Annotated in this window: 18 protein-coding genes; 11 read left to right on the top strand and 7 right to left on the bottom strand. The window is 60.8% G+C overall.

What is annotated here, in order from left to right:
- Positions 1 to 15 precede the first annotated feature (15 nt).
- The 4 genes from trpCF to HMPREF2978_RS09745 are packed head-to-tail and all read right to left on the bottom strand — an operon-like array spanning position 16 to position 4,553.
- Positions 16 to 1,398: a bifunctional indole-3-glycerol-phosphate synthase TrpC/phosphoribosylanthranilate isomerase TrpF gene (gene trpCF / locus HMPREF2978_RS09760; RefSeq protein ID WP_070745304.1), complete on the bottom strand. Its 1,383-nt coding sequence runs from the start codon at positions 1,396 to 1,398 to the stop codon at positions 16 to 18.
- Positions 1,376 to 2,413, bottom strand: coding sequence for an anthranilate phosphoribosyltransferase (gene trpD / locus HMPREF2978_RS09755; RefSeq protein WP_070745301.1), 1,038 nt, complete (start codon positions 2,411 to 2,413; stop codon positions 1,376 to 1,378). The genes trpCF and trpD overlap by 23 nt, the downstream gene beginning before the upstream one ends.
- On the bottom strand, positions 2,413 to 3,057 hold the full coding sequence (locus HMPREF2978_RS09750; RefSeq protein WP_070524896.1) for an anthranilate synthase component II: 645 nt from the start codon (positions 3,055 to 3,057) through the stop codon (positions 2,413 to 2,415). Before HMPREF2978_RS09750 ends, trpD begins: the two co-directional genes overlap by 1 nt.
- A complete protein-coding gene (locus HMPREF2978_RS09745; RefSeq protein WP_070745298.1) occupies positions 3,054 to 4,553 on the bottom strand; it encodes an anthranilate synthase component 1 in 1,500 nt (499 codons plus the stop codon). Before HMPREF2978_RS09745 ends, HMPREF2978_RS09750 begins: the two co-directional genes overlap by 4 nt.
- A 432-nt stretch (positions 4,554 to 4,985) precedes the next feature.
- Between HMPREF2978_RS09745 and HMPREF2978_RS09740 the strand changes: the two genes are divergently transcribed.
- From HMPREF2978_RS09740 to HMPREF2978_RS09730, 3 genes are read left to right on the top strand one after another with little or no spacing between them, the layout of a single operon-like run.
- Complete coding sequence (locus HMPREF2978_RS09740; RefSeq protein WP_070745295.1) at positions 4,986 to 5,969, top strand: ABC transporter substrate-binding protein; 984 nt, start codon at positions 4,986 to 4,988, stop codon at positions 5,967 to 5,969.
- Complete coding sequence (locus HMPREF2978_RS09735) at positions 5,966 to 6,823, top strand: ABC transporter permease (RefSeq protein WP_070745292.1); 858 nt, start codon at positions 5,966 to 5,968, stop codon at positions 6,821 to 6,823. The genes HMPREF2978_RS09740 and HMPREF2978_RS09735 overlap by 4 nt, the downstream gene beginning before the upstream one ends.
- Positions 6,824 to 6,826: 3 nt before the next feature.
- The gene (locus tag HMPREF2978_RS09730; RefSeq protein ID WP_070745289.1) at positions 6,827 to 7,615 is read left to right on the top strand and encodes an ABC transporter ATP-binding protein; all 789 of its coding nucleotides are present in this window, start codon (positions 6,827 to 6,829) and stop codon (positions 7,613 to 7,615) included.
- A 142-nt stretch (positions 7,616 to 7,757) separates the two neighbouring features.
- Here the strand turns inward: HMPREF2978_RS09730 and HMPREF2978_RS09725 are convergent, their stop codons facing one another.
- Positions 7,758 to 9,608: an FAD-binding monooxygenase gene (locus tag HMPREF2978_RS09725; protein WP_070745286.1), complete on the bottom strand. Its 1,851-nt coding sequence runs from the start codon at positions 9,606 to 9,608 to the stop codon at positions 7,758 to 7,760.
- A 223-nt stretch (positions 9,609 to 9,831) separates the two neighbouring features.
- Positions 9,832 to 11,196 (bottom strand): MFS transporter, encoded by a 1,365-nt coding sequence (locus tag HMPREF2978_RS09720; RefSeq protein ID WP_070745282.1) that lies wholly within the window; start codon positions 11,194 to 11,196, stop codon positions 9,832 to 9,834.
- 124 nt (positions 11,197 to 11,320) lie between these two features.
- On the opposite strand from HMPREF2978_RS09720, the gene HMPREF2978_RS09715 reads away from it, so the two are divergent.
- From HMPREF2978_RS09715 to HMPREF2978_RS09685, 7 genes are all read left to right on the top strand, one after another.
- Positions 11,321 to 12,796 carry a fumarylacetoacetate hydrolase family protein gene (locus HMPREF2978_RS09715; RefSeq protein WP_070745279.1) on the top strand — a complete coding sequence of 492 codons (1,476 nt, stop codon included), beginning with the start codon at positions 11,321 to 11,323 and terminating at the stop codon, positions 12,794 to 12,796.
- The gene (locus HMPREF2978_RS09710) at positions 12,793 to 13,455 is read left to right on the top strand and encodes a GntR family transcriptional regulator (RefSeq protein ID WP_070745276.1); all 663 of its coding nucleotides are present in this window, start codon (positions 12,793 to 12,795) and stop codon (positions 13,453 to 13,455) included. Before HMPREF2978_RS09715 ends, HMPREF2978_RS09710 begins: the two co-directional genes overlap by 4 nt.
- A gap of 16 nt (positions 13,456 to 13,471) precedes the next feature.
- Positions 13,472 to 14,986, top strand: coding sequence for a 5-carboxymethyl-2-hydroxymuconate semialdehyde dehydrogenase (gene hpaE, locus HMPREF2978_RS09705; protein WP_070745274.1), 1,515 nt, complete (start codon positions 13,472 to 13,474; stop codon positions 14,984 to 14,986).
- 49 nt (positions 14,987 to 15,035) lie between these two features.
- Positions 15,036 to 16,112 (top strand): 3,4-dihydroxyphenylacetate 2,3-dioxygenase, encoded by a 1,077-nt coding sequence (hpaD, locus tag HMPREF2978_RS09700; protein WP_070521828.1) that lies wholly within the window; start codon positions 15,036 to 15,038, stop codon positions 16,110 to 16,112.
- Between the two features lie 158 nt (positions 16,113 to 16,270).
- Positions 16,271 to 17,056, top strand: coding sequence for a 2-oxo-hept-4-ene-1,7-dioate hydratase (gene hpaH, locus HMPREF2978_RS09695; protein ID WP_070524878.1), 786 nt, complete (start codon positions 16,271 to 16,273; stop codon positions 17,054 to 17,056).
- On the top strand, positions 17,041 to 17,826 hold the full coding sequence (locus HMPREF2978_RS09690) for an HpcH/HpaI aldolase family protein (protein ID WP_070745271.1): 786 nt from the start codon (positions 17,041 to 17,043) through the stop codon (positions 17,824 to 17,826). Before hpaH ends, HMPREF2978_RS09690 begins: the two co-directional genes overlap by 16 nt.
- Positions 17,827 to 17,835: 9 nt before the next feature.
- Entirely contained in the window at positions 17,836 to 19,323 is a 1,488-nt protein-coding gene (locus HMPREF2978_RS09685; protein WP_070745268.1) for an NAD-dependent succinate-semialdehyde dehydrogenase, read from the top strand.
- An 85-nt stretch (positions 19,324 to 19,408) separates the two neighbouring features.
- Here the strand turns inward: HMPREF2978_RS09685 and HMPREF2978_RS09680 are convergent, their stop codons facing one another.
- Entirely contained in the window at positions 19,409 to 20,329 is a 921-nt protein-coding gene (locus tag HMPREF2978_RS09680; RefSeq protein ID WP_070745265.1) for an AraC-like ligand-binding domain-containing protein, read from the bottom strand.
- 151 nt (positions 20,330 to 20,480) lie between these two features.
- On the opposite strand from HMPREF2978_RS09680, the gene HMPREF2978_RS09675 reads away from it, so the two are divergent.
- Positions 20,481 to 21,890: an aldehyde dehydrogenase family protein gene (locus tag HMPREF2978_RS09675; protein ID WP_070745262.1), complete on the top strand. Its 1,410-nt coding sequence runs from the start codon at positions 20,481 to 20,483 to the stop codon at positions 21,888 to 21,890.
- Positions 21,891 to 21,905 lie beyond the last annotated feature (15 nt).

Genomic DNA, 21,905 nt, shown 5'->3' with positions numbered 1-21,905 from the left:
GGCTCGGGTTGGGAATTAATACGTAAAGTGACGAATAGTATGGAAGGCCTGGGCGATGAGCGCACTGTCCTTTCGACCGTTGACTTCGACTCCTGAGTTAATGTCCAATCCGGCGGTGCCGACGCGAAGAGCCTCGGTGAGGTTCTCTGGATTCAGGCCCCCAGCGAGAAGTGACTTTGCCTTGACCTCGTCCGGGACAGACGTCCAGTCGAAGGAGGTGCCGGTGCCCCCGGTGCCGGAGTCGAGGATGAGGAGGTCGACGGCGTCGGCAAGCGCGGAGGCAAGGGCCGGGCCGTGGGGTGCCGTCATGTCGATGGCGCGCCACACCTGGCGCTCCCCCGCTGCTGCGCGTACGGACTCAATGAGTTCGAGCTCGGCCTTCGTGCTCCCCTGGTATGGCGCGTGGATTTGCAGGGCGGAAATACCGTCGAGGGCCAGTTCCTCCCAACCGGTAGTGCGGCGTGAGACCGCGACATAGTTAAGGTCGGGCTCATGAGCGATGATATCGAGCGCGGTTTCACGTGAATCATTGCGCGGCGATGCCTCTTCGAAGATGAGACCACCGTAGACCGCACCGGCGGCGCGGGCGGCTTGGGCCGCAGACCACGAGGTGAGGCCGCAAACTTTGTTGTGGCCATAGACAAGCTCACGGGCGGCGCGGTCGATGTCAGGTGTGCCGGTGAGCTGCGAGCCAACGAGGAAAGCATTGGCGTGAGAACCCAGGCGGCGAACGGTTTGGTTGTCGCGGATACCGGACTCCGAGACGATGACCTTGCCAGACGGCACGTGGTGCGAAAGGCGCTCGGAGCGAGTGAGATCGATGCTGAGGTCGTGGAGGTTTCGGTTATTGATTCCGATCACGTCAATGCCGAAGGCAGTGGCGCGGGCGACTTCCTTCTCGGTGATGGCTTCGGTAAGGACATCAAGTCCAAGGGAATCCGCGAGCTGCTTGAGTTCCGCGTAAGTCTTGTCATCGACGATCGACATCATGAGCAAAATAGCGTCAGCGCCGAAATAACGCGCGGCATAAATCTGGATCGGGTCAACGATGAAGTCCTTGCACAGCACCGGCAGGTGCGTCGACAGCGCTACGGTCTGCATGTGGTCATAGTCGCCGCCGAAGCGATCAGGCTCGCAGAGGACGGAGATAGCCGAGGCATAACGCGAGTAGACGCGAGCGATGGCCCCAGGCTCATAATGTTCCCGAATGAGCCCGAGCGATGGCGAGGCGGACTTGCACTCCATGATGAAACGGTTGGTGCCGTTGAGCGCATCGTAGAAGGAACGTTCTGAGCGCGGGAGGGCAGCGAGATCCACGTGTGCCAGGCGCTCACGGATGGCGGGCAGGTGCGTGCGGCGCTTGGCGACGATCCCCTCAAGCACGGTCGGCAGAGCCATAGTTCGCCTCCTCGTGCTTCTTCAGCCATGCAGCCACGGTGCCATCCTTGATGAGCTGGTCAGCATGCACAACGCCCTCGTGAATGGAGCCGGTAGTGCCATTGAGGTAGAACATCGCGCCGGCGGTCGCGGCGATCGCATCATGGTGGGCGGGCTTGCCGGTGCCGGCGAAGACGGCGCGCAGGGCCTCGGCGTTTTCCTTGCCATTGCCGCCGGCGAGGTCAGTTAGCTCGTGGCGGGAAATGTCCAGGTCCTCCGGGGTGAGCTCGTAGTGGGTTAAGGTGCCGTCGCGAAGCTCCCAGACCTGGGTGGTGCCGTGGACAGCGATCTCATCGGTGCCGGCGCCGTGGACGACGAGCGCGCGTGTGCGGCCAAGATCCTTGAACACCTCAGCAATGAGCTGACCCTGTTCGGGGTTGGCGATGCCCATGATCTGGAACTCCGGGCGGCCCGGGCTGAGCAGCGGGCCCATGGTGTTGAAGAGGGTCGAAATCCCGAGTCCTTTGCGCACCGGTTGCGCGTGGGCAACCGCCGGGTTATAAGCCGGCGCAAAGAGGAACGTGAAATTCGAGGCCTCGAGCTGGCGGACCGCGCGGTCCGGATCGAGATCAAGCGGAATACCGAGGGCCTCGAGGACGTCGGCTGAGCCAGACTTGGAAGAGACAGAGCGGTTGCCGTGCTTGACCATCTTGACCCCACCGGCGGAGGCGACGAGGGAAGCGCCGGTGGTGACGTTGATGGTGTTAGCGCCATCGCCGCCGGTTCCCGCGGTGTCCATGAGCCCCTCGCCGGTGACCGGGAAGGGGCGGCCGGCGTTGAGGAAGGCGCGGGCCGCGCCGGCGACATCGGCGAAGGTCTCCCCGCGGGTGCGGATGTGGGTAAGGAGGGCGGCGATATGGATGTCGTCGTACTCCCCCACCGTCAGTGGGGTGAAAACCTCGATAGCCTGCTCGAGGGTCGGCTCGGAGATATCGAGGAATGCCTGCAGCGTCTTTAGTGCTTTATTGTCTGTCATTACTTGATTGCCTCCATAGTAGGTTGAGTAGAAAGTTGTTTGATGCAGCGTTCGATCATGATTGGTCCCGTCGGAGTGAGCACCGACTCCGGGTGAAACTGCAGGCCGAGGGCCATACCGTCGAGAGTTTCCGCCGCCATCGTGACAGGACCGATGTCGGTCTCCGTCTCCGCGAGGCTGCGCATCTGGGCGGGAATGCGAGCACAGCCCAAGGAGTGATACCGCGCAACGGGGACGAGGCGGCCCACGTAATCCGGGTTATCTGGCTCGGAATCAGTAGTAAGCCCTTGGAAGAGTGGGTGCTTCGCGCCAGCGTCGGTCAGCGTCATGGGCACAGAAGAACCGTGTACCGGCCCGCAGGCTTCGACCGTGCCGCCGAAATGCTCGAGCAGCGCCTGAAAGCCCAGGCAGATGCCGAGGATGGGGATGCGGCCGAGGGAGGCGTCGATAAGCTGCATCATCGATCCGGCGTCGCGGGGATGGCCCGGCCCCGGCGAGAGGATGATGATGTCGGGCTCGGCGGCGAGGACCTCCTCCACCGGCACGGTGTTGCGGAAGACGGTGGTGTTATAGCCGGCGAGAGAATCGACGAGGTTATAGACGAAGGAATCGTGGTTATCGATGAGGACGACGTGTGGGTTCATCGGATGACCTCCAGGGAAGCGTTGTGGGCTTGGGCGATGGCGCTGAGCACCGCGTAGGCCTTGTGGACCGTCTCATCGGCCTCGGACTGGGGGATGGAATCGCGGACGACGCCCGCGCCGGCCTGGACGACGGCCGTGCCATCCTTGACATAGGCGGAACGGATAACGATGCAGTTATCCATCGAGCCATCGCCGCGCAGGTAGCCGATTGCTCCGCCGAAGGAGCCGCGGCGAGTACCTTCGGTTTCGCGGATGAGCTCCATGGCGCGCAGCTTCGGAGCGCCGGTGAGCGTGCCCATATTCATGCAGGCTCGGTAGGCGTCGAGGGCGTCGAAATCCTCGTGCAGCGTGGCGACGACCCGGGAAACCAGGTGCATGACGCGCGAGTAGCGGTCCACCTGGAGCAGGTCGGCGACCTTTCGGGTGCCGGGGACGGCGACGCGGGCGAGGTCGTTGCGGGCTAAGTCCACGAGCATGATGTGCTCCGAGACTTCTTTGGAGTCGGTGCGCATCTCCAGTTCATTGCGGATATCCAGCTCGTGAGTGGCACCGCGCGGTCGAGTGCCGGCCACCGGATAGAGCTGTACCTGCCGGTCAGAGGCCGTGTACTTGAGGTTGGATTCCGGAGAGGCACCGAAGAGCTCGTGGTCGGCACCGCGCACGTAGAACATGTACGGCGAGGGGTTGGTCTCACGCAACGTGCGGTAGGCGGCAAAAGCATCGGGGCACTCGAGGCTAAAGGCGCGGGAAGGAACGACCTGATAGATATCGCCCGCATGGACGTTGCCCTGGAGGCGCTCGACGTGGCGGCGGAAAGCAGCGTCATCAATCGAGGCGTGGGTGCTGATGGTCTCGCGCGGTGCCGGGGCCTCTGGGGTGATGGGCTCGGTGGCGGCGGCCCGGTCGAGCTCCTCTTCGAGGGCGTGCTTGTCGACGCCCCACCCCTCAATCTTTGCCGTCTGCGTCAGGTGGTCCACCGTGAGGACGTGCTCGGCTACGAGAAATTCATAGTCGGGGTATTCGTTAGGGCCATCAGGAATCGGCGGCAGTGCCTCGAAGGTATCGACGTAGTCGAAGGCGAATCCCCCACCAAGGAAAGGTAGCGATTCGCCGGAATAGAGCTGGCTAAACTGCAGCGTGCGAAGGATATCCGCGGTTGAGGTGGCGCGGAGGCGGGCGCGCTCATCGTGCTCGGTTGAGAGCTCAAAGCTAAAGGTGGCGGTCTCCTCACCGTTCTGCCTCATCCTGGAGCGGAAGTCCTGACGAAGCTCATCTAAGAGTAGGTGACCGGCTGGCGTTAAGGCCGTTGCGGTGACCTCCTGGCCACGGCATACGACCTTGAGTGCTGCCTTGGTGATGGCGATGCAGGTGAGGTTCTTCTTGGACTCGATGTCCGCGGATTCTAAGAGCAGGGAATCCTGCGGTGTGGCGAGGGCATAAAAGAGCGCACTGGCGTCGGGTGTGTACCTGACCTCGCGTTTGGCTGTAAACGGCATACTGTGTCTTTCTTTAACGATTTTGTGTGCTGCCGCGAGCTTCGCAAGAGAGCAAAACGCCGAAAAGCCCGCAGCTGCGGGCCTTAAATATGGGAGAACAACGAGGCCCGCGGGTTACGCGCGCCACCACCAAAGGTTAAATGTGTTCTTCACATCACTGACTCTAACACCGATACCTTCTGCCGTACAGATAAAGGGCGTGTGGGTACCCCCGTGCCCGAAAGGTGGTACGCCTTAACCAGCGATAGAGTGAGATAGGAAACATGCAGCTAAACGGTGTGATGTAGAACTCTAAAACTGTAGGACTATAGCTTTTGAGGGGCTAAGAATACCCCCGGCCGGGAAAAACATTCATAAAACTGCTGGTTAGAGGGATGGAAAAAGGATTAAATAGCGGTCACTACTGTCACTCTCGAGTAGATAAGGACCGATATGTTCTCTAAAACTTCCGCCGTTCTCTCAGCTATCGCCCTGAGCGCTGCTGCCCTCGTGGGCTGCTCCTCGTCGTCGGAAAGCGCCAGCGGGGATTCCGGGGGCGGAGACTCCTACTCCATCGGAATTAACCAGCTGGTTCAACACCCCTCCCTCGACGCCGCCGCGGAAGGGTTCCAGGAAGCCTTCGAAGAGGCGGGCGTGGACGTGGATTGGGATGTTCAGAACGCCAACGGCGAGCAAGGCACCGCGGTGTCCATCTCCCAGCAGATGGCGAACGCCAATCACGACCTCTACCTGGCAATCGCCACCCCAGCCGGCCAGGCCATGAGCAAGTCCATCAAGGACAAGCCGCTTCTGTTCACCGCGGTGACGGACCCCGTGGAGGCGGAGCTAGTGGAGTCGCTGGATAAGCCGGGCAAGAATGTCACTGGTACCTCTGACGCCGCGCCCATCGAGGAGCAGGTTGAGCTGATTACCCAGCTGGTCCCAGACGCCAAAACTGTGGGCGTCGTCTACTCCTCCGCTGAGGTGAATTCCAAGGTGCAGGTCGAACAGCTGACGGAAGCAGCCAAGCCGAAGGGCATTGAAGTGAAGTCGCAGACGGTGACCTCCGTGACGGAGATCCCGCAGGCCGTGGAGGCGCTGGGTGATGTCGATGCCATTTACATCCCGACCGATAACATGGTCGTCTCCGGCATCTCTTCGCTCATCAAGGTTGCGAATGACAAGACCATACCGGTCATCGCTGCGGACTCCGGTGCCGTTGAAGGCGGCGCTGCAGCCACCATCGGTATTGACTACAAGGAGCTGGGCCGCCAGACCGGTGAGATGGCGCTGCGCATCCTCCAGGACGGCGCTGACCCGGCCGAAACCCCGGTGGAAACCGCCTCCGAGTACACGTACGTGATCAATGAAGACGCAGTGAAGGCTCAGGGCGTTGAGGTGCCGCAGGAAATCCTAGACAAGGCTGAGACGCTGTGATTGGAGCACTCGAGCTAGGTCTCATCTATGCGGTCATGGCCGTGGGCGTTTACCTGACGTTCCGCGTGCTTGACTTCCCAGACCTGACAGTCGACGGCTCCTTTACCACCGGGGCTGCAACAGCCGGCGTGCTCATCACAAATGGGGTCAACCCCTTTGCGGCCTCGTTGGCCGGCTTCGCCACCGGATTCGTGGCTGGCTGCATCACCGGACTCCTCCATACCAAGGGCCGCATCGATGGGCTGCTTGCTGGCATCCTCACGATGATCGGTCTGTGGTCCATCAACTTGCGTATCATGGGCAGCGCTAACGTGCCGTTGCTGACGCAGGATTCGGTTTTCACTCCGCTGGATGCCGTCATGGGAACTTGGGCCGGGGTGGGGTTGCTCGCTGTGGGCGCGGTGGTGCTCTGTCTACTGATCGTGTGGTTCCTGTCCACGGACTTGGGCCTCTCGCTGCGCGCCACCGGTGACAACCAACAGATGATCACCTCCTTTGGCGTGTCCACGGATTTCACCAAGATTTTGACCTTGGCTCTGTCCAACGGTCTGGTGGGTCTGTGCGGTGCGCTCATCGCGCAATATCAAGGCTTTGCCGATATCTCGATGGGCATTGGTCTCATTCTGGTGGGTCTGGCCTCCGTCATCCTTGGGCAGGCGGTACTCCCCCAGTCGCGCCTGTGGATGGCCGTCGTGGCGGTGGCACTGGGTTCCGTGATCTACCGACTCATCATCTTCGCCGCTTTGCAGGTGGGCCTCAACCCGAATGACATGAAGCTCATTACGGCGCTGCTGGTTATCGTCGCTCTCCTGGTGCCTCGCATGACGCGGGTACGCGGCAAAAGGAAGGCCTAAATCATGCTCAACATAGACAAGATCTCAAAGACCTTCTTTCCGGGAACGGTTAATGAACGCCGTGCGCTTCGCGACGTCTCCCTGGAACTCGTCCCTGGTGACTTCGTTACCGTCATCGGTTCCAACGGTGCGGGAAAGTCGACACTGTTGAACTCCGTTGCGGGCCGGCTGATCCCGGATTCGGGAAGGATCTCGATCGACGGCAAAGACGTGACGAACCAGCCGGAGCATAAGCGTGCGAGGAAGGTTGGGCGCGTCTTTCAGGATCCTATGGCGGGTACAGCGCCGAACCTGACGATTGAGGAGAACCTCTCACTCGCTTATCTGCGCGGCAAGAAGCGCGGACTCGGCCTGGGCCTCAACTCCGCGCGCCGGGCTGTTTTTGTGGAACAGCTGGAGTCGCTCGAGCTGGGCTTGGAGAAGCGCCTTGGAACGAAGGTGGGCTTGCTCTCCGGCGGTCAGCGCCAGGCGCTGTCGTTGCTCATGGCCGGCTTTACCAACCCGAAGGTGATGCTTCTGGATGAGCACACGGCTGCCCTCGACCCGCAACGCGCGGAGCTGGTGACCACACTGACGAAGCGCATTGTCGAGCAAGGGCAGCTCACCACGCTGATGGTGACGCACAATATGGCACAGGCCCTGCAGGTGGGAAACCGCCTCATCATGATGCATGAGGGAGAGATCATCTACTCCGCTGATGCCGAGGAAAAGGCAAAGCTCACGGTGGAGGATCTCATGGCAGAGTTCGCGAAGATCAAGGGCGCGACTTCCGACAGGACCCTCTTGCAGTAGCGTTCCTCCGTGGTTGTTTCACGTGAAACCTAGGTGCCGCCTCTTCGGCACCTAGGTCTCTTTATGCCTTGTGCTGCGCCATTCAAGCACAAAAAGGGCCCAGCGTTGTGCTGGGCCCTTTTCGTTTTACGTGAAACCGAAACTACTTGAGCTTGATGAGCGCGGAGGAGAAGTAGTCCTCGACTGCTGATGGGTCATCGAGAGGGAGAACAGCGCCTACGTACTGGTCCGGGCGAACGATGACCACCGCTCCGTCACGGGAAATTCCGCGGGCATCGAAGATGTCTTTGTCGCCAGGGAGAGCGTTGAAGACATTTTCCCAATTCGGGATGTTGAACTTGCCGTTGCGCGGGCGGAACAACAGTGGGGCGTCAAGAATCTCATAATCGTGATGGTTGGTCTGCTGGTAGATAACCTTCACGTCGAAGTAGGTATTCTCATCAGCTCCCTCCGGGGTGAACTTGTCCAGGATGGGGCCGAGCTTCTCGGCCCACTCGCTCAGAGTGGAGTTCTCTCCGGCCTTGGGGGCATCGGCAAAGGCGTAGATGCGGTAGCGGCCATCGGCCGTGTGCTGGTGCCCCAGGTGCTGAGGGTAAGCATCGCAGCGGCGAAGAACCTCAAAGGACTTGAAACGCTTGCCCACCGGGAAGCCGGAAGCCAGATCTTGGTGCTGTGTTGTTCCGACGATCAGGTTTTCTTCGTACTGCGTCATCATGCCAGCGGCGAACTCCTCCGCGGCGACGTAGTACTTCTCCACTGCCTCCGGATCATCGAGTTCTTCGGTAGGTGTGGCCATGAGGGTGGACCACTCGCGGTCGAAATTAATGAGGTTCTGAGCAGCTGGCTGACGCTCGCCGTGGTAGGTGGTCAGGAGTTCCTTCGGGGCGCGGCCGTCGAGGACGTGACCGAGCTTCCACCCGATATTGAAGCCATCCTGCATGGAGACGTTCATGCCCTGGCCGGCCTTGGCGGAGTGGGTATGGCAGGCATCGCCGGTGAGGAAGACCCGTGGATCGTCGTCGCTATCGTCGAAGGCATCGACGAGCCGGTGGCCCACCTCGTAGACGGAGTGCCAAGCAACCATCTTGACGTCGATGAAGTAAGGCGAGTAGATCTCGTTGGCCTTCTCGATGATCTTCTCAATCGGGGTGGAGCGGACCTTGTGGTTGTCATCCTCGGGCACGACGCCGAGGTCGACGTAGATGCGGCAGAGGTAGCCGCCCTCACGCGGGATGTGCAGGATTGAGCCGGCCTGGGAGTGGATGGCACACTTGGTGCGCCAGTCCGGGAAGTCGGTGTCAACCACGACATCCATGACGCCCCACGCGTGGTTAGCCTGGTCGCCCTTGAGCGAGCGGCCGATGGACTTGCGGACGCGAGACTTAGCACCATCGCAACCGACGACGTACTTGGCGCGTACGTCGCGCGGGTTGCCGTCGACATCCTCGAGGTGGACCGTTACCGGGTATTCGCCCTCCCCTACCTCAAGGGAAACGAAGGTCCAGCCGTAATCCGGGGTGATGCGGCCCGGGGCGCGGTGCGCATAGCGAGCGAAATAGTCCAGCACGCGGGCTTGGTTGACAATGAGATGGGGGAATTCAGAGATGCCCTGCTCGTCATCGATGGGGCGAGCACCGCGGATAATCTTGGAACGATCCTGCGGATCCGGGTTCCAGAAAGACATCTCCGTGATCTCGTAGGCCTCTTCCGTGATTTCCTTGGCAAAGCCGAAGGACTGGAAGGTTTCCACGGAACGGGACTGGATGCCGTCGGCCTGGCCCAACTCAAGGCGGTGAGGACGGCGCTCAATGATGCGCGTGTTGACGTCGGGGAACATTGCTAGCTGAGCGGCTGCGATCATGCCGGCCGGACCGGAGCCCACAATGAGAACGTCCATTTCATCCGGAAGTTCAGAGACGCGATCGATGCCGTATCCGGCAGGTTCGTGCACGCGGGGATCTTCCGAAACATAGCCGTTGTGGTGGAACTGCACTGTGGACTCCTTAGTTGGCGGTTGTAGTGGACGAGAACAAAGAGAGTGATGGGGGTGGTGACTGCTCCCCCACTTCTATGTGAGCTTCGCTCGTTGTATTGGTGACTCAGTTCAAGGCTTCAGGAGGATGTGAGCTGGGTCGTATATGAGAATCATATATGATGCGCCCCCCGCGCACAATGGCTTGTGCAGAAAGGGGAGCGCATGGGGGGGGGGGCGTCGTCTAGCGCTGGCTGAAGATGAAGTGGCCCTGGGATTGCTCGGCCTCGTGCTCTGCGCCGAGGTCTATTCCCTTGCGCTCACGCAGGATAAATGTGCAGATAAAGCCGATAATCGAGGCCGAAACCAGGTAGCCCGACACTGCAAAGGTGGTACCCGTTGCCTCGACGAGCGAGGCGGCAATCATGGGGGCGAAAGCGCCGCCCAGGACAGAGCCGAGGGCATAGGTAATGGAGACGCCGGTGGCGCGAATGGAGGCGGGGAAAAGCTCGGCGTACATCGCGGACTGTGCACCGTAGGTGAGACCCAGACCCACAGTGAGGAAGAGGAGCGCACCGTAGAGCATCCCCAGGCTACCCGTGTTGACCAGGGGGAAGAGTGCGGCGGCGCCGATGCCCTGCAGGATGAACCCGAGGAGATAGGTCTTCCGACGGCCGATGTAGTCGGAGATGAATCCGGCGAGCAAGGTGGTCAGGGCCCATGCGAAGGCGGACACGGTCACCGCGTTAAGAACATCACCGCGGTCGAGTGCGACGGGGCCGTCGGGGTCGGTAGCGTAGCGCTGGATGTAGCCGCCCGTGGTCATGTAGCCAACGGTGCCGTTACCTGCGAAGACGAGCGCGGCGACCAGCACCAGCGGGGTGAAGTTCTTGAAGAGTTTGCCAATGGGGTTGGTGGCCTCTTCCTCTTCGCGCTCTGCGATTTCCTCAAAGACCGGAGACTCGTCGACGCCCATGCGGATGAGGTAGCCCACCAAGATGAGGACGAAGGAAAGGAGGAAGGGAACGCGCCAGCCCCAGCTCATGAAGGCGTCGCCAGGCGCGATGGTGTTCATGATGGAGAGCACGCCGGAAGAAAGCAGCAGACCGGCAGGAACGCCGATCTGAGGTCCTGCGCCGTAGAGGCCGCGCTTGTCATTCGGCGCGTGTTCCACAGCCATGAGCACGGCGGATCCCCACTCGCCACCTGCGGAGATGCCTTGGATCATGCGCAAGGTGATGAGGAGGATCGGCGCCCAGATTCCAGCGGTCTCGTAGGTGGGCAGAAGGCCGATGAGGGTGGTCGCACCTCCCATGGCGATGAGCGTGACCATGAGAACCACGCGGCGGCCAAGCCGGTCAGCAAAGTGCCCTGCTAGGAACGCGCCGACCGGGCGGAACAGGAAGGACAATCCCACGGTCAGGAAGGAAATGATGGTGGCTAGGCCACCCTCGAGCGGGCCGAACATGAGCTGGTTGAACACGAGTCCGGCCACTGCGGCATAGAGGAAGTAGTCGTACCACTCGATGGCGGTACCGATGGTAGTCGCGGCGACGACGCGGCGGCGTTCGGCCGTCGAAATTGCCGGCGTGACAGATGTGTGCGACATGGTGTGATTCCTTTCGGCATGTGGTGTGCCATATACGGAAGTGCGTGTGAGTTGAACCACTTGCGGTGGTGGTAGGGATAATATACGATCTGGGCAAGGATTTATTCACAATTAAGGATTCTTCATGGCTGTACCTGAGTTCTTGCCGGTTAAACCGGGCAAAATGATCGCTGTTCATGTGGCCTTTGAGTCCCGCGCAGCGCAGCGCGGTCGCTGGCCCAAGACCCCGAGTTACTTCCTCAAGGCAACCAGCACGCTGGCTGAGTCGGGCGGGATCGTCGAACGCCCCCAGGGGACAGAGCTGCTGGCTTTCGAAGGCGAAATTGCACTCATCATTGGCACTCCGGCCCGTAATGTCTCTCTCGAAGATGCGTGGAAGCACGTTGCGTACGTGACGGCTTCGAATGACATCGGCCTGTATGACTACAAGGTGCAGGACAAGGGTTCCAACACCCGCTCCAAGTCCCGCGATGGCTACACCCCCATCGGGCCGGAGCTTATCGACGCCCAGGGGATCGACCCGAAGGGTCTTCGCCTCCGCACGTGGGTCAATGGCGAAGTTGTCCAAGAGGGAACCTCTTCCGATGAGGATCTCATTTTCCCGCTCGCACAGTTTGTTGCCGACCTTTCCCAGCACATGACACTAGAGACCGGTGACATCATCCTCACCGGTACCCCGGCCGGCTCCTCTGTCATTGAGCCGGGTGACGTCGTTGAGGTCGAGGTTGACGTGCCAGGTGGCGTGAGCTCCGGCAGGCTGAAGACCACCGCGAAGGAAGTCCCCGCCTCCTTCGACCCGCAGCTGGGCAACCTGCCCTACGTGGACGATAAGCAGCGCGAGGACGCCTATGGTGACCGCGAATCCGCCGGCCTTCCTCCCAAGGATGAGGGCGGCCTCGACCCAGAGCTCAAGGCGGCTCTGGAGAAGGCCCCGACCGCTGGCTTGTCCGCCCAGCTGCGCAAGCGCGGCATCAACCAGTCCGTAATCGAAGGCGTGTACCCGCAGGCTAAGGGAACCAAGATGGTGGGCGTTGCCCGCACCCTGCGCTTTGTGGCTGGCCGCGAGGATCTGTTCAAGTCCCACGGCGGTGGCCTCAACGAGCAGAAGAAGGTTTTCGACACAGTCAAGGAAGGCGAGGTCATCGTCATTGAGGCTCGCCAGGAATCCGGGTCCGGAACGCTGGGTGACATCCTGGCGCTGCGGGCGAAGGTCCGCGGTGCAGCCGGTGTTGTCACCGATGGTGGCGTGCGTGACTACGAGGCTGTGAAGGAGATTGGCCTGCCCGTCTTCACTCAAGGCGCACACCCCTGCGTTCTCGGCCGCAAGCATGTCCCGTGGGATAGCGATATCGCTGTCTCCTGCGGCAATGCCACCGTCCTCCCGGGCGACATCATCGTTGGTGATGATGACGGCGTCGTGGTCATTCCCCGCGATATTGCAGCCGAGGTCGCTGAAGACGCGCTGGCTAAGGAGCACGAGGACGAATGGGTCGCCTCCCAGGTGGAGACGGGCGCCAGCCTGGATGGGCTCTTCCCGCCGACCGGAGCGAATAAGGAAGCCTACATCGCGTTCCGTGATGGAAAGGCGGGTGGTCAATGACGGAACCCGCACTACCAGCTGGGGAAAGCAAGTCCCAACAGGCCTATAACTGGATAAGCGAAAAGATTCGTACTCGCGAGTATGAACCCGGGTACCGCCTCGTATTGGCAACAATCGCGGATGACTTGGGTGTCAGCGTGGTCCCCGTTCGCGAAGCCATTCGGCAACTAGAAGCGGAAGGCATGGTTACCTACGAACGAAACGTCGGTGCCAGCGTGACCACTCACAATCGCGAGGCCTATTACGAATCGATGGACATCGTGGCCACCGTGGAAGCAAACGCTACCGCCCAATCCGCCCCGCATCTTGACGCGGAGGATCTTGCCCGGGCACGGGAGATCAACCAGCGCATGCGGGAGCTCGATATCCACCACGATCCAGAGGAATTTACCCAGCTCAATAAGGAATTTCATAGCGTTCTCTTCTCCAAATGCCCGAACGAGAGGCTGAAGAACTTGGTGATGGACCAGTGGAAGCAACTGGAATATCACCGCGTCTCCACCTTTCGGTACGTGCCCGAGAGAGCCCAAGAGTCAACGCGCGAGCACGAGCAATTGGTCAGCCTCATCGAGGCTGGCGCGGAACCCGCCTACATAGAAAAAGTGGCCAGGCAACACCGCCTGACCACCCTCAGCACCTATCGCAAGAAAAACGACTAAGGAGTCTCAAGCACCCATGGCTATCAACAACGATGCTGCTAAGCCCACCGATCTTCCCGAGAAGATTCTTCACTACATCAACGGCGAGTTTGTTCCGTCGATTGACGGCGATGAATTCGAGGTCCTGGATCCGGTAACGAATAAGACCTACATCAAGGCTGCTTCCGGCAAGCCGGCAGACATTGACAAGGCTGTCGCTGCCGCCAAGGAGGCCTTCGAGAACGGCCCGTGGTCCAAGGCCCTGCCGCGCGAGCGCGCACGCGTCCTCAACAAGATTGCGGACATTGTCGAAACCCGCGCAGACAAGCTTGCCGCGTGGGAGTCCTTCGACTCCGGCCTGCCCATCACCCAGGCCAACGGCCAAGCTAAGCGTGCTGCTGAGAACTTCCGCTTCTTCGCAGACCTGATCGTGGCGCAGGCTGACGACGCCTACAAGGTTCCGGGCCGCCAGATCAACTATGTCAACCGTAAGCCGATTGGTGTCGCGGGCCTGATTACCCCGTGGAACACCCCGTTCATGCTGGAGTCCTGGAAGCTTGCCCCGGCCATCGCCACCGGTAACTCCGTCGTCCTGAAGCCGGCCGAGTTCACTCCCCTCTCCGCACAGCTGTGGGCAGGAATCTTTGAGGAGGCTGGCCTGCCGAAGGGTGTCTTCAACCTGGTTAACGGCTTTGGTGAGGAAGGCTATGCAGGTGACCCGCTGGTCAAGCACCCGGATGTGCCGCTGATCTCCTTCACCGGCGAGTCCCGCACCGGCCAGATCATCTTTGGCAACGCAGCCCCGCACCTCAAGGGTCTGTCGATGGAGCTGGGCGGCAAGTCCCCGGCCATTGTCTTCAGCGATGCCGATCTAGAAACTGCCATCGACGCCTGCATCTTCGGCGTCTTCTCCCTCAACGGTGAGCGTTGCACCGCCGGCTCCCGAATCCTGGTTCAGCGCGATATCTACGATGAGTTCGTGGAGCGCTACGCCGCTCAGGCTAACCGCGTGAAGGTGGGCCTGCCCTCCGATCCGACCACCGAGGTTGGCGCACTGGTACACCCGGAGCACTACGAGAAGGTCACCTCCTACATTGAGATTGGCAAGCAGGAGGCCACCTTGGCTGCCGGTGGCGAGCGCCCGGAGGGCTTCGAGGAGGGCAACTTTGTTCAGCCGACCGTCTTCGTTGACGTCAAGCCGGACGCCCGCATCTTCCAGGAAGAGATCTTCGGCCCCGTCGTTGCCATTACCCCGTTTGATACCGATGAGGAGGCACTCGAGCTGGCCAACAACACGAAGTACGGCCTTGCCGCCTATGTCTGGACCTCAGATCTGAAGCGCGCCCACAACTTCGCTCAAAACGTTGAGGCCGGCATGGTGTGGCTCAACTCCAACAACGTCCGCGACCTGCGTACCCCGTTCGGCGGCGTCAAGGCTTCCGGCCTGGGCCACGAGGGTGGCTACCGCTCGATCGACTTCTACACCGACCAGCAGGCCGTTCACATCAACCTGGACAAGGTGCATAACCCGGTCTTTGGCAAGCAGGACTAAGACGTCCACTCTCTACTCCCCCACCACTACTTCTATCTAAGGAGCCATCATGGCTGACATTCAGGCCCCCGACATTCTGCGTTGCGCCTACATGGAGATCATCGTTACTGATCTCGCTGCATCCCGAAAGTTCTACGTTGACACCCTCGGTCTCGTCGTCACCGAGGAAAACGAGAACGAAATCTACCTGCGCACCTACGAGGAGTTCATCCACCACAACCTCGTGCTGCGTCAGGGCCCCGTCGCTGCCGTCGCTGCATTCTCCTTCCGCGTCCGTTCCCCGGAGGACCTGGACCTCGCGGAGGAGTTCTACAAGGCACGCGGCTGCGAGGTGCGCCGCAACAAGGATGGCTTTGTCAAGGGCATCGGTGATTCCGTGCGTGTGCAGGATCCGCTGGGCTTCCCGTACGAGTTCTTCTATGAGGTAGAGCACGTCGAGCGTTTGGCCTGGGCATACGACGCCCATATCCCAGGAGCGCTGGTCCGACTCGATCACTTCAACCAGATCACCCCGGATGTTCCTTCCGCTGTGAAATACATGGAGGAGCTCGGCTTCCGCACCACCGAGGACATCCGCGATGAGGAGGGAACTGTTTACGCTGCATGGATGCGCCGCAAGCCGACGGTGCACGACACCGCAATGACCGGTGGTGATGGCCCGCGTATGCACCACATCGCATTTGCTACCCACGAGAAGCACAACATCATTGCGATTTGTGACAAGTTGGGTGCGCTGCGCGAATCCGACCGCATTGAGCGCGGCCCTGGCCGCCACGGTGTCTCCAACGCCTACTACCTCTACCTGCGTGATCCGGATGGACACCGCGTAGAGATCTACACCCAGGACTACTACACCGGCGACCCGGATAACCCGGTCGTGACCTGGGATGTTCACGATAACCAGCGTCGTGACTGGTGGGGAACCCCGGTTGTTCCTTCTTGGTACCGCGATGGCTCCACGGTCCTCGACTTGGATGGAAACCCGGTGCCGCTGGTTGCCCGCGAGGATGAGTCCGAGCTGGAGGCCACCATTGGCGCGGATGGCTTCTCCTACACCCGCAAGGAAGATGCGGAGGAGATGCCGGAGTGGAAGCAAGGTGAGTACAAGCTGGGACACCAGCTCTAAACGACTAAGTACTCAGGTTGATGAACGTGGCCCCGTGGCGTCGAGAAGCGAGCGCACATATCGCGGGGCCGCGTTGTCGTTTCACGTGAAACCTTCAGGTTCAACAAACCTCTTAAACAGAACAAACACGTTCTACAACACCTTAAGGAGCGAAGTACATGCTGGATGAGAAACAGCACATCGCTATCGCAGATGAACTGGCGCAAGCCGAAAAGGACCGCACGATGGTCCCGCTGCTGACTGCCCGTTTCCCAGAGATGAGCATCGAGGATTCCTATGCGGTGCAGCGCGAATGGGTGCGCCGTGGTACCGAAGACGGCCGTCGCCTCGTCGGTCGCAAGATTGGCCTGACCTCGAAGGTCATGCAGGAGGCCACGGGAATCACTGAGCCGGATTACGGCGCAATTTTTGAAGACCAGGTCTACGAGAACGGTTCCACCATCGAGCACGCACAGTTCTCTAACGTCCGCATCGAGGTCGAGCTGGCCTTCGTGCTCAAGGAAGAGCTGAAGGGACCGAATTGCAGCATTTTCGACGTGCTGCGCGCGACGGAGTACGTCGTCCCAGCGCTGGAGATCCTCTCCTCCCGAATCGAGATGGAGGGCCGCACGATCGTCGACACGATTTCGGATAATGCGGCGCTCGGCGCCATGGTTTATGGCGGCAATCCGGTAGACCCTGCGGATGTCGATCTGCGCTGGGTGTCCGCGCTGCTCTACCGCAACGAGTCCATCGAAGATACGGGTGTGGCGGCTGCCGTGCTCAACCACCCGGCCATGGGCGTGGCATGGCTTGCCAATAAGCTCCACGCGCACGGCGATAGCCTGGCCGCCGGTGACATCATCCTGGCCGGTTCCTTCACCAAGCCCATGTGGGTCGAACCGGGCGATACCGTCCACGCAGACTACGGAAAGTTGGGGTCCATCACATGCCGATTCCAGTAAAGTTGCCGCCCACCTTCGCGGACGTCCTCGAGAAGGCTGAGCAGCCGCTCGTTGGCGCATGGATTTGTTCTGGCTCGGAGGCCGCGGCGGAGATCATCGCCTCGGCTGGCTTTAGCTGGACGCTGATCGATGGTGAGCATTCGCCCTATGGCCTGGAAACCATTCTTTCCCTGCTGCGAGCCACCGATGCCTATGGTCTTACACGCGTGGTCCGCGTGCCCGTGAATAACACCGCGTTGATCAAGCAGTACCTAGACCTCGGCGTACAGAACCTGATGGTGCCCATGATTGATACTGCCAAGGAAGCTGAAGCGGCCGTGGCGGCTATGCACTACCCGCCCCGCGGTGTGCGTGGAGTCGGTTCGGCGCTGGCCCGCTCCTCGCGGTGGAACGGCGTGGAGAACTACCTTGCGAACGCTTCGGACACGGTGAGCCTTACGGTGCAGATTGAATCTGCGACCGCAGTGGAGAACGTCGAAGAGATCGTGGCTGTCGAAGGCGTGGACAACATCTTCGTCGGCCCCTCGGACCTAGCAGCCTCAATGGGGCTTTTGGGCCAGCAGACCCATCCGGATGTACTCGAGGCGGTCAATCACACATTTGAAGTAGTCCGTGCTTCCGGAAAGAAGGTAGGCGTCAACGCTTTCAATCTTGAACAGGCCCAGAAATACATGGCTTCTGGCGCATCATTTGCGCTGGTTGGGGCGGATGTTCAACTTCTTTCGGGTGCGGCACGTCAACTGGCAGACAAATTCCATTTGGGAGGGTAAAAAAGAACCATGAGTGAAAACAACAAGGTCAATATTGACGAGCTGCTGGCCAAGGTTCCGACCGGCTTGCTGATTAACGGTGAGTGGGTAGACGCCTCCGATGGCTCCACCTTCGATGTAGAAAACCCGGCTACCGGTGAGGTTATCGCTACCCTCGCGTCCGCTACCTCTGAGGACGCGAAGAAGGCTATGGACGCTGCCTGTGCAGTACAGGATGAGTGGGCGCGCACGTCCACCCGTGAGCGTTCTAACCTGCTGCGCCGCGCTTTTGACCTGGTACAGGAACGTAAGGACGAATTCGCTGCGCTGATGACCCTGGAGATGGGCAAGCCGCTGGCGGAATCTTATGGTGAGGTCACCTACGGCGCGGAGTACCTGCGCTGGTTCAGCGAGGAAGCCGTCCGCAATTACGGCCGCACCCTGCCGGCGCCGGAGGGCACCCTGCGCATGGTGACCCGTCGTAAGCCGGTGGGTCCGTGCCTGCTCATCACTCCGTGGAACTTCCCGCTGGCCATGGCTACCCGCAAGATTGCACCAGCCATCGCCGCTGGTTGCACCATGGTGGTGAAGCCGGCCAAGCTGACGCCGCTGACCACCCAGTACTTCGCACAGACCATGATCGATGCCGGCGTTCCGGCAGGCGTGGTCAACGTGGTGTCCGGTAAGTCGGCCTCTGCCATCTCTGAGCCGATCATGGCGGATTCCCGCCTGCGCAAGGTGTCCTTCACCGGCTCTACTCCGGTGGGCAAGACTCTGCTCAAGGCCGCTGCCGACAACGTCCTGCGCACTTCGATGGAGCTGGGCGGCAACGCTCCGTTCATCGTCTTTGAGGACGCCGACATTGACCAGGCCGTCGAGGGTGCAATGGGCGCCAAGATGCGCAATATCGGTGAGGCCTGTACCGCGGCCAACCGCTTCATCGTTCACGAGTCCATCGCCGATGAGTTCGCGGAGAAGTTCGCCAAGCGCATCGGTGAGCTCAAGGTCGGCAACGGCCTCGACGAGGGCGTCACCTGTGGTCCGCTCGTGGAGCAGAAGGCGCTGGACAACATCACCGCGCTTGTCGACGATGCCGTGGCCAAGGGCGCCAAGGCCCTCGTCGGTGGCAAGCCGGGTGAGGGCAAGGGTTACTTCTACGCCCCGACCGTTCTGACGAACGTCTCCCGTGATGCCCGCGTGGCACAGGAGGAGATCTTCGGCCCGATTGCTCCGATCCTGACCTTCTCCGATGAGAAGGAAGCGATTGAGATTGCTAATGACACGGAGTACGGCCTGGCCTCCTACGTGTTTACCGAGGATTCGGACCGCATGTGGCGTATCGGTGACGGCCTCGAGTTCGGCCTCATGGGCTTCAACGCAGGTGTCATCTCCAACGCCGCTGCCCCATTCGGTGGCGTGAAGCAGTCCGGCATGGGCCGCGAGGGCGGCGCTGAGGGCCTGGACGAGTACACCTCGCTGCAGTACATCGCTATGCGCGACCCGTACGCGAATGCATAAATAGTGCATTAAATTCGCTGATAATGATGCTGGCACCTCCTTTGTGAGAGGTGCCAGCATTTTCTTTTATGCATACTCGCCTGCGTTAACCGCTAGCTGCCGCGCGGTATGCACTCGGCGACTTGTGGTACTCCGCCTTGAAGATGCGTGAGAGGTGCGAGGGATCGTGCAGACCATAGCGGGCGCTGATGTGGCTGATTGATTCCTCGGAGTGCCGCGGGTCCACGAGCTCGCGGCGGATGTGCTCGAGGCGCCTCGTTCTGATGTAGCTGCCTACGGAAAGGCCTTGCTCGGAGAACTTGGCGTGGAGGTGGCGTACCGATACGAAGAGTGCCTGGGCGATGCTGCTGGGGCCTAGGTCCGGGTCGCCCAAGTGCTTCTCGATGTAGGCGGTGGCCTGGTTGAACAGGAGTGTGCCTGCAGAGGGTTCGTCGGCGACGTCGGAAGCCAGGACTGACACCAGCATGGTCAGCGCCGAGCGGACTAGGGCCGTGGCGTGCGGGCCCTTCAATAGGTCCAGGTTCTTGGCCAGCTGTTCAAAGAGGGGCACGGCCACCGCGCCGAGGCCGTGTGAGCGTGAGATCGGATTCGCGGTGAGGCGTTGGATCTGCGCGGGTGAGATGTCGAGGAAGCTCTGCGGGAAGTGAACAACGAGGGTGTTTTGTTCCTCCGGATAGTGCAGGGTGTAGGGCCGCTGGGTCACATACAGAGCAAGGTCCCCTGGACGCAGTTCACAGGTCCGCCCGTCTTGGCTCATGGTTGAGGATCCGGTGATTTGTAGGCTGAGCTTACAAAATGGTGTCTCATCAGTGGCTATCTTGGAGCGATTCACGGTGTGCGGGGAGGTGCACATATCGAAGAGGGAAATATCCCCCACCTTCGTTGAGCGCAGCGTTGCGTGAAAGGAAGAGGGGTCCTCAGCGTCCACGTCGAGTTGGCCAAAAGACTCGGATGACGCGGTGCGCCATGACGCGATATCGAATTGTTCAACGGCGGAAGCAGACATAACTGGAATCATATCGTGAGAGCTGGCACATTTTTGGACAAATTGTGTGCACTCAGAGTCAATCCTGTAGATGTGGTGCAGGTAACATCGTGGGCAAAAGTTTCTTTGGGCTTTGTTCGCGGGGCCCACGACTTCTTCACAAGGAGATCTCATGACTCAGTTCGCCACCTACGCTGATCTGCTCAACGCCATCACGGACGAGAACGGACGCGACATCCTCAACCCCGCCACCGGAGAGGTTGTTGGCCGCGCGCCAGAGAACACCGTTGAGGACCTTAACGCCGCAGTTGAGACCGCACGCGCAGCGCAGAAGGGCTTTGCCAAGCTTAGCGACGAAGAACGTTGCGAGCTTCTCACCAAGGCAGCCGCCGCCATCGACGCTAATGCAGAGGCACTCGTTGAGCTTCTCTCCCGTGAGCAGGGCAAGCCGCTCAACGGCCCGAACGCCCGTTTCGAGGTCGGTGCGTGCTCCGGCTGGTTGAATGCTACCGCCTCCTTCGAGCACCCCAACTACACCGCTGTCGATGATGACATCACCGCCACCGTTAACTACCGCCCGCTCGGCGTCGTCGGCGCCATCGGCCCGTGGAACTGGCCGATGATGATCACCATCTGGCAGATTGCGCCGGCGCTGCGTATGGGCAACGCGGTCGTCGTCAAGCCCTCCGAGTACACCCCACTTTCCGTGCTGGGTCTGCTCAAGGTGGTCAACTCCGTGCTGCCGGAGGGTGTTCTCCAGGTCATCAGCGGTGATGGCGAGGTCGGTGCCGCGCTGACCACGCATGAGGACATCGAGAAGATCATGTTCACCGGCTCCACCGCCACCGGTAAGAAGATTGTGGAGGCCAGCGCGGACAATCTCACCCGCCTCACGCTGGAGCTCGGCGGCAATGACGCGGGCATCGTACTGGATGACGCTGACCCGAAGGAGATCGCCGGCGACCTCTTCTGGGGCGCGTTCATCAACACCGGCCAGACCTGTGCGGCGATGAAGCGCGTGTATGTGCCGGAGTCGCTGTACGACGCCGTCTGCGAAGCCCTCGTCGAGGTAGCCAAGGCCTCCCCGATGGGCGTGGGCCTCGAGGAAGAGAACGTGCTCGGCCCGCTGCAGAACAAGCAGCAGTTCGACATCGTGGACAAGCTCGTCAACGCCGCCAAGGATTCCGGCGCCCGCGTACTGCTGGGCGGCGACCCGGACTATGACGCGCCGGGCTACTTCTACCCCACCACCCTGGTGGCGGACATCGACCCGGATAACCCGCTGGTCGTCGAGGAGCAGTTCGGGCCTGCCCTGCCGATTGTGAAGTACACAGACCTGGATTGGGCCATCGAGCAGGCCAACAAGCTTGACGTGGGCTTGGGCTCCTCCGTGTGGTCCTCCAACCGTGAGCGCGCTCTGGACGTCGCTGCGCAGCTGGAGGCAGGCACTACCTGGATCAATGCCCACGGTGCTGTGGATCCGCGCGTGCCTTTCGGTGGCATCAAGTCCTCCGGCTACGGTGTGGAGTTCGGTACCGAGGGCCTCAAGGGCCTGGCGTACCCGCAGATCATCAACGGCTAAAACCGCCATGGCGCT

The sequence above is a fragment of the Corynebacterium sp. HMSC074C01 genome (assembly GCF_001814605.1).
Lineage (GTDB): Bacteria > Actinomycetota > Actinomycetes > Mycobacteriales > Mycobacteriaceae > Corynebacterium.
This window is presented reverse-complemented; position numbering and strand designations above follow the sequence as displayed.

Bases quoted from the DNA above. Each gene is read 5' to 3' on its own strand.
- trpCF (WP_070745304.1), bottom strand. From the start codon at position 1,398: ATGGCTCTGCCGACCGTGCTTGAGGGGATCGTCGCCAAGCGCCGCACG.
- trpD (WP_070745301.1), bottom strand. From the start codon at position 2,413: ATGACAGACAATAAAGCACTAAAGACGCTGCAGGCATTCCTCGATATC.
- HMPREF2978_RS09750 (WP_070524896.1), bottom strand. From the start codon at position 3,057: ATGAACCCACACGTCGTCCTCATCGATAACCACGATTCCTTCGTCTAT.
- HMPREF2978_RS09745 (WP_070745298.1), bottom strand. From the start codon at position 4,553: ATGCCGTTTACAGCCAAACGCGAGGTCAGGTACACACCCGACGCCAGT.
- HMPREF2978_RS09740 (WP_070745295.1), top strand. From the start codon at position 4,986: ATGTTCTCTAAAACTTCCGCCGTTCTCTCAGCTATCGCCCTGAGCGCT.
- HMPREF2978_RS09730 (WP_070745289.1), top strand. From the start codon at position 6,827: ATGCTCAACATAGACAAGATCTCAAAGACCTTCTTTCCGGGAACGGTT.
- HMPREF2978_RS09720 (WP_070745282.1), bottom strand. From the start codon at position 11,196: ATGTCGCACACATCTGTCACGCCGGCAATTTCGACGGCCGAACGCCGC.
- HMPREF2978_RS09715 (WP_070745279.1), top strand. From the start codon at position 11,321: ATGGCTGTACCTGAGTTCTTGCCGGTTAAACCGGGCAAAATGATCGCT.
- HMPREF2978_RS09710 (WP_070745276.1), top strand. From the start codon at position 12,793: ATGACGGAACCCGCACTACCAGCTGGGGAAAGCAAGTCCCAACAGGCC.
- hpaE (WP_070745274.1), top strand. From the start codon at position 13,472: ATGGCTATCAACAACGATGCTGCTAAGCCCACCGATCTTCCCGAGAAG.
- hpaD (WP_070521828.1), top strand. From the start codon at position 15,036: ATGGCTGACATTCAGGCCCCCGACATTCTGCGTTGCGCCTACATGGAG.
- hpaH (WP_070524878.1), top strand. From the start codon at position 16,271: ATGCTGGATGAGAAACAGCACATCGCTATCGCAGATGAACTGGCGCAA.
- HMPREF2978_RS09690 (WP_070745271.1), top strand. From the start codon at position 17,041: ATGCCGATTCCAGTAAAGTTGCCGCCCACCTTCGCGGACGTCCTCGAG.
- HMPREF2978_RS09685 (WP_070745268.1), top strand. From the start codon at position 17,836: ATGAGTGAAAACAACAAGGTCAATATTGACGAGCTGCTGGCCAAGGTT.
- HMPREF2978_RS09680 (WP_070745265.1), bottom strand. From the start codon at position 20,329: ATGTCTGCTTCCGCCGTTGAACAATTCGATATCGCGTCATGGCGCACC.
- HMPREF2978_RS09675 (WP_070745262.1), top strand. From the start codon at position 20,481: ATGACTCAGTTCGCCACCTACGCTGATCTGCTCAACGCCATCACGGAC.